5 protein-coding genes and 1 pseudogene are annotated in these 6,514 nt (G+C 40.8%); all 6 read left to right on the forward strand.

Going from position 1 to position 6,514, the window contains the following annotated elements; all coding sequences use genetic code 11:
• The first annotated feature begins 198 nt into the window (after positions 1 to 198).
• The 6 genes and pseudogenes from HF876_RS18425 to HF876_RS18450 all read left to right on the forward strand — a co-directional run bounded on the left by HF876_RS18425 (position 199) and on the right by HF876_RS18450 (position 6,155).
• Complete coding sequence (locus tag HF876_RS18425) at positions 199 to 1,269, forward strand: tartrate dehydrogenase (protein ID WP_169361516.1); 1,071 nt, start codon at positions 199 to 201, stop codon at positions 1,267 to 1,269.
• Positions 1,270 to 1,281: 12 nt separating this feature from the next.
• A complete protein-coding gene (locus HF876_RS18430) occupies positions 1,282 to 2,028 on the forward strand; it encodes an SDR family NAD(P)-dependent oxidoreductase (RefSeq protein ID WP_169361517.1) in 747 nt (248 codons plus the stop codon).
• Positions 2,029 to 2,046: 18 nt separating this feature from the next.
• Positions 2,047 to 3,483 carry an aldehyde dehydrogenase family protein gene (locus HF876_RS18435; protein WP_169361518.1) on the forward strand — a complete coding sequence of 479 codons (1,437 nt, stop codon included), beginning with the start codon at positions 2,047 to 2,049 and terminating at the stop codon, positions 3,481 to 3,483.
• 518 nt (positions 3,484 to 4,001) lie between these two features.
• Positions 4,002 to 4,309: pseudogene (locus tag HF876_RS18440) on the forward strand (transposase); the annotation flags it as partial.
• 461 nt (positions 4,310 to 4,770) lie between these two features.
• Positions 4,771 to 5,250 (forward strand): metal-dependent hydrolase, encoded by a 480-nt coding sequence (locus HF876_RS18445; RefSeq protein WP_169361519.1) that lies wholly within the window; start codon positions 4,771 to 4,773, stop codon positions 5,248 to 5,250.
• Between the two features lie 41 nt (positions 5,251 to 5,291).
• Positions 5,292 to 6,155: an NAD-dependent epimerase/dehydratase family protein gene (locus HF876_RS18450; RefSeq protein ID WP_169361520.1), complete on the forward strand. Its 864-nt coding sequence runs from the start codon at positions 5,292 to 5,294 to the stop codon at positions 6,153 to 6,155.
• Positions 6,156 to 6,514: the final 359 nt, after the last annotated feature.

Below are 6,514 nucleotides of genomic sequence, written 5' to 3' on the forward strand. Positions count from 1 at the left end.
TACAGGACGCTCCATGATTGGATGCCGTTCTGACAGAGACTTAACTTTTTTATGTCCAGGATATTGACGTAGATCCATAAATCAAATTTAAAATTATTTGATAATTTTAAATTATTTGTTAAAAACTTTACCAGACTATTATTTAAATGATAATATAATCTTATTAATTTAGTAGAAATAGAGGTGGGGTATTTAATTATGATACATAAAATTGCTTGTATTCCAGGAGACGGTATAGGACCAGAGGTGATGACTCAGGCCCGAAGAGTGCTTCAGCTTGTGGAAGATATACATGGTGGTGTCACTTTTGAGGTTAATCCTTATGAATGGAATTGTGACTACTATTTAAAACACGGTAAAATGATGCCGGAAGATGGGCTGTCTATATTAAAAGACTATGAGGCAATTTTGTTTGGGGCAGTAGGTGATCCTAAAGTGCCTAACCATATCTCGGTATGGGAGTTAATCTTACCGATTAGGCGAGCGTTTCAACAATATATTAATCTAAGACCGATCAAGCTATTGAAAGGAATTCAAAGCCCCTTAGTCGGCAAGGGTGTGGAGGACATAGATTTTGTTGTTGTCCGAGAAAATACAGAGGGTGAGTATTCAAACAGTGGAGGTCGCTTGCATGCGGGAACTCCTTATGAAGTTGTTGTTCAAAATAGTGTGTTTACACGCATGGGTAGTGAGCGAGTGATCAAATACGCATATGAGCTTGCGCAAAAAAGAGGTTCAAAACATTTATCGGTTGCAACTAAATCTAATGCTATTAACTTTTCGATGCCTTTTTGGGACGAAATAGCAAAGGAAATTGGAGCAGGCTACCCAGAGATAGAAGCAAAATTCTATCATATCGATGCACTTGTTGCTTTCTTCGTATCTAAGCCGGAAATTTTTGATGTAGTTGTAGGTAGTAATTTATTTGGAGATATATTAACGGATCTAGGAGCAGCAATTTCAGGTGGTCTAGGTATCACTCCATCAGGGAATATCAATCCAGAAAAACAGTATCCGTCTATGTTCGAGGCCATTCATGGCTCTGCTCCAGACATCGCAGGTAAGGGGATAGCCAATCCGATTGCTCAAATATGGAGCACTTCTTTAATGCTGGAGCATTTAGGCTACTCAGATCTAGCTAACGTAATCGTGGACGGAATTGAGGAAACATTAGTGGAAGGTAAAGTTAGAACCCCTGACTTAGGCGGGAATGCTAATACTACGGAGTTTACTGAGGAAATTATGAAACACATTAAATCTTACGCATAGGAGAGATGAGAAATGGGTGTAGTTGAAAACAAAGTAATCGTAGTAACAGGCGCTGGTGGAGGAATGGGCCTTCAAGTAGTTCAAGATTTATTAGAGAAAGGTGCAATTGTGGTTGCTTTAGATATTAACACCGATGCTGTAGGTGGGGTGGAACATACAAATTTACGAGTGAAACAGGTTGATCTGTTAAATGAAAATAGTATACAGTCCATGTTTAAAGAGATAAATGATGAGTTTCATAGAATAGATGGCTTAGTGAACATCGCTGGAATTGCACAGGCTGCTAAGTCAATAGTAGATGTAGAACTAACCGAATGGCATAGGCTTATCAATATCAATGCAACAGCGACTTTCTTAACATGTAAGGAAGCAATACGCTACATGAGGGAGGCTAAAAATGGATCGATTATCAACATTGGGTCAGTTTCTGTCACGCGACCACGACCAGGTCTTCAAAGCTATGTAGCATCAAAAGGAGCTGTCGAGGCATTCTCTAAGGCGCTTGCGTTAGAAGCTGCTTCTTATAACGTACGAGTAAATGTAATACATCCTGGTCCTGCTGATACTCAAATGCTAGGACAGTTTTCTTCTCAAAAAGGGGAAGTAGTGCTGAATAAAGATATCTTTGCAGAAAGTGTTCCTTTAGGTAGATTGATTAAACCGTCTGACATTTCTGCAACAGTTGTGCATCTATTGTCCGATGCGGCTCAAATCATTACAGGTTCAGTGATTCATGTGGACGGTGGTAGGAATATTTAAAGGAGGTGGAAGCTTTTTATGGAAAAAATTAATATGCTAATTAATGGAGAGTGGGTCAGTGGCAACCAGTGGATTGATGTACGGGATCCTGCTACAAGTGACGTAATAGCTCAAATCGTTCGTGGTAATGAAACGCATGTGGACGAGGCTGTGGCAGCAGCAAGACTGGCATTGAAGAGCAAAGAATGGAAGGCCTTCAAGCCTTTTCAAAGAGGACAATTATTAGTGGAGCTAGCTGGCTACATAAGATTACATGCAGAGGAACTTGCAGCGCTTGAATCTCTGGACGTTGGAAAACCGATGAATCAAGCCCGAGCCGATGTAGAAGCAGCAGCCCGATACTTCGAGTTTTACGGAGGTATTGCTGATAAAGTGTTCGGTGATACAATTCCAATTGAAGAGAATTTATTGAATGTAACAGTAGTGGAGCCTATCGGCGTAACAGTACATATTGTCCCTTGGAATTACCCGATTCAAATTACTGCGCGAAGTGTAGGAGCAGCACTTGCAACCGGAAATGTAGTAATTGTAAAAAGCTCAGAGGATACTCCTTTGTCCACAAATTTTCTAGCACAATGGTTTCATGAAAAGCTTCCAAAGGGAGTTTTTCAGCATTTAACTGGATATGGGGCTGAGGTTGGGGCAGCATTAAGCTCACATAAAGGAATCAACCAAATCACTTTTACCGGATCTGTACAGACGGGAATATCGGTCATGCAATCTGCAGCAGCGAACATTGTACCTGTAACGCTGGAGTTAGGTGGTAAATCACCCAACATTGTGTTCCAGGATGCCGATTTGGATCGTGCAATTCCTGCCATTGTCAATTCCATTACGCAAAATGCGGGTCAAACGTGCTCTGCAGGCTCACGCCTGCTAGTGCAGGACACGATCGCTGATGAGCTACTAGAGCAGCTTGTTGTCAGGTTTGGAGAGCTATCCATAGGACCAGCATCCATTAATGCAGATGTCGGGCCAATCATTAACCAAAAGCAACACGAACGTATTTTAAATATTTTAAGTGAAGCAAGTAAGCAAGGCAATGTGCTAGTTGGAGGGAAGGGTGTAGAGGTAAGAGACTATGAGAATGGATATTATATTTCCCCTACAATTATCGAAGCAACTAGTCATGAAGAGAGCTATGTTCAGGAGGAAATATTTGGGCCAGTATTGAGCGTTGTCCGCTTTCATTCAGTTGAAGAAGCAATTGAGCTAGCAAACGAAACTGAATATGGCCTTGTTGCTGGAGTGTGGTCAAAGGATATTGACGTGGCTCATTATGTAGCTGCTCGTATTGAAGCTGGTCAAGTTTTTATCAACACGTATGGAGCAGCTGGAGGCGTGCAAATGCCTTTCGGTGGATATAAGAAGAGTGGGATTGGACGAGAAAAAAGTCATTTAGCCGTTCAAAACTATATACAAATTAAAAACCTAGCTATTCAGGTTAAAATTTAGTAGTGAATTAAAAAAAATGAAACGGAAACTCGATTTCATGTTTTTACTTCATTTTTAAGGTCCGCACAATTTCTTGTAAGAAACCTTTCAATTCTTGTTGTTTGAAGTGGAGCTGGCGATTCCTGGGGGAACAGCTCGAGCTGAAAGCATCGCAGGAACGAAGTGAGAGCACTGAAAAAGTACTTTTAAAACGCTTAGGGATAGAGTATGAATAAAGCTCCTATTTCCTGAATCCGTGTCTTTCCGTTCCGAGCGGATGCTTTCCTGGGGGCGGCCCGGCAAGCCTTCTCCCTCGCTGCGCTCAGTCCGGGTGCTCGCCGTGGCCGCTAATCCCCTAGGAGTCACCGCTCTGCACTCCAATCCACTATAGAATTTTTAAAAAATGTGCTCAGGCAAAAAAATCTTTTCTTGCTATACCAAAGAAAAGTAAATACAGGGGTGCGCACAATGATTTCAAACCAAGAAACGCTGAACTTAAGTCCATACATGGCAACCGTAACCCTCAAATCAAAAATAATTTTGATGTGGAAAAATGTAAAATATGCCCTTTCAAAGGTGGGTGTTACAAAGAAGGATCTAAATCTAAAACATATTGTGTCACAATTAAATCGACAGAGCACCTTGAACAAGAGGCATTTCAGAATACCGAAGAATTTAAACAGCTTGCCAAAGAGCGATATAAAATTGAGGCAAAGAATAGTGAGTTAAAGGGTGGACACGGCTACGATAAACGATTAGGAGGGGTCTTTTTGGCATGGAAATACAAGGAGCCACAACCATATTTGCGGTCAACTTGAAGCGAATCCTAAAGTTACTCAACGAATGAGAGCAAGAATAAGAAAATGAAAAAGGGTATTTTCTGTTCAATTTGAACAAAAAGTACCCTTTTTTATTTTCAAAAACAAATTTAAAAACGTAAGTTTTTCAGTGCCCTCAACGAAGTAACGAGGAGATTGAAGCCGTGCCCCCGGAAAGCGTCCACTGTAACGGAAAACAACTACAGGTATATTTGAATAGAAGCCTCGAAAAATTACAAGGTCGTAAAATTTTCGAGGCTTTTTATTGTTGAGGAGCGTTTTGTCCTAGCCCCGTTTTTTCCCTTAATTCATTAGATGGTTCTTGTAGAATTCCTGTCCAGTGAACAAGAAGTCTCTTTTTTAGTGGAAACAGTGTCTTTTTGCCTAACTAAATGGATAGGTTACGATATTTCACCTATTTAGATATAAAACCAAATAGTGTAAAATGTTTCATGCTTTCTCGATACATAAGAAAAGGAGAATTAATAGCATGACAGGAAACACACATATTATTGGCGGTCTTGCAGCAAGTCTTGCTATTTCACAGATGACAGATTATGACCCGGTATTGCTGGTCGTAGGAGGAGTGGCAGGTGCGATTCTACCGGATATTTGCCACGGTGGAAGTATGATAGGAAGACGTTTTCCACTCATATCTAAAATTATTAACAAAGTGTTTGGACATAGATCCTTTACGCATAGTCTATTGTTCATTCTTCTATTAGTTGCATTGATGAATTATTTTAGCTGGGACAAGTCCATTATGATGGGAGTTTCAGTTGGGGTAGCAAGTCATCTTCTTTTAGATATGGCTACGAAAAATGGAGTTAAATTATTCTTTCCAATACCTGTGACAGTTCGTTTTCCTATAACTACGAGAACTGGTGGAACAGTGGAGAGTATCGTGTTTGGTATATTATCAGTTCTTACCGTTTATTTTGGATACGGGGCTTTCACTACATATTTTTAATCCGTTATAATGGTATGAATATCCAGTAGAGGGGTGGAACTTTGAAGAAGGTATTGGTTTTAGGTGGAACCCGTTTTTTTGGTGTTCATTTAGTGGAGGCACTTTTAAATGAAGGAATAGAAGTAACAGTCGCAACTAGAGGAAATACAGCACATGTTTTTTCTAAAAAAGTAAATCAGATGGTTATAGATCGATCCAGTTTGTTGGCTGACAAAGAGAAGCTTCAATCAGAAAAATGGGATGTTGTTTTTGATCAAATCTGTTATGCCTCTAGAGATGCGTTGGACGCGGTAGAAGTGTTTAATGGACATACGAAAAAGTATGTTCTTACTTCTTCAAAGTCTGTTTATGAAGGAAAAGAGCTATCTAAAGAGGAAGATTTTATTCCAGAAAAGCATTCCATAGTCATGGGAACGAAAGAGAACTTTACCTATGCGGAAGGAAAACGCCAAGCGGAGGCTGTCTTTTTTCAGCACGCGGAGTTTCCAGTAGCCGCTGTTCGACCACCAATCGTCATTGGTGAACATGATTACACCAACCGATTGAAATATTATGTTGGGAAAATTATGAGCGGAGATGAATTTCATCTAGTAAACTCGGATGCTTATATAGATTTTATCTCGGAGGAAGAGATTGGACAGTTCCTTGCGTGGATTGGACTCTCTACATTTACCGGAGCTGTGAATGCGACCACCAACGGTAAGATTAAGCTGAAGGATTTAGTTCATTTAATCGAAGCTGAGACGGGTAAAGAGGCGAGTATTAGCTTAAATCCCATTGAGGGAGAAGATTCACCTTACAATCTATCAAAAACTTGGCTGATGAGTAATGAACGTGCTAAAAGCTTAGGATATTCTTTTGAAGATTTGCATGACTACTTGCCAAAATTGCTTAAAAAGTTGTAAATCTATCACTCTGTTTAAAGCTACTCAGCTTGGGCAGAGTTTTTTTGTTGTTTAGGAAACTATAAAGTTCTGAAGCTTCGGTGGCTGAGGAGCTGCCTCCTCGCATTTCTCCATTTGCCTGTCGGGGCAGACATAGGCGGTTGCGCTTTTCTTGTTGTCCAGCTCCACCGCCTTGCCCCTCGGGGTCAAATGTATAAAAGCTCCGGTGGCTGAGGAGCTGCCTCCTCGCTTTTCTCCATTTGCCTGTCGGGGCAGAGATAGGCGGTTGCGCTTTTCTTGTTGTCTAGCTCCACCGCCTTGCCCCTCGGGATCAAATGGTTAAAAGCTCCGGTGGCTGAGGAGAAGCCTCCTCGCTTTTC

The organism is Psychrobacillus sp. BL-248-WT-3, from assembly GCF_012843435.1.
GTDB lineage: Bacteria > Bacillota > Bacilli > Bacillales_A > Planococcaceae > Psychrobacillus.

Excerpts from the sequence above, each read along its gene's own strand:
- HF876_RS18425 (WP_169361516.1), top strand. The coding sequence starts at position 199 with ATGATACATAAAATTGCTTGTATTCCAGGAGACGGTATAGGACCAGAG.
- HF876_RS18430 (WP_169361517.1), top strand. The coding sequence starts at position 1,282 with ATGGGTGTAGTTGAAAACAAAGTAATCGTAGTAACAGGCGCTGGTGGA.
- HF876_RS18435 (WP_169361518.1), top strand. The coding sequence starts at position 2,047 with ATGGAAAAAATTAATATGCTAATTAATGGAGAGTGGGTCAGTGGCAAC.
- HF876_RS18445 (WP_169361519.1), top strand. The coding sequence starts at position 4,771 with ATGACAGGAAACACACATATTATTGGCGGTCTTGCAGCAAGTCTTGCT.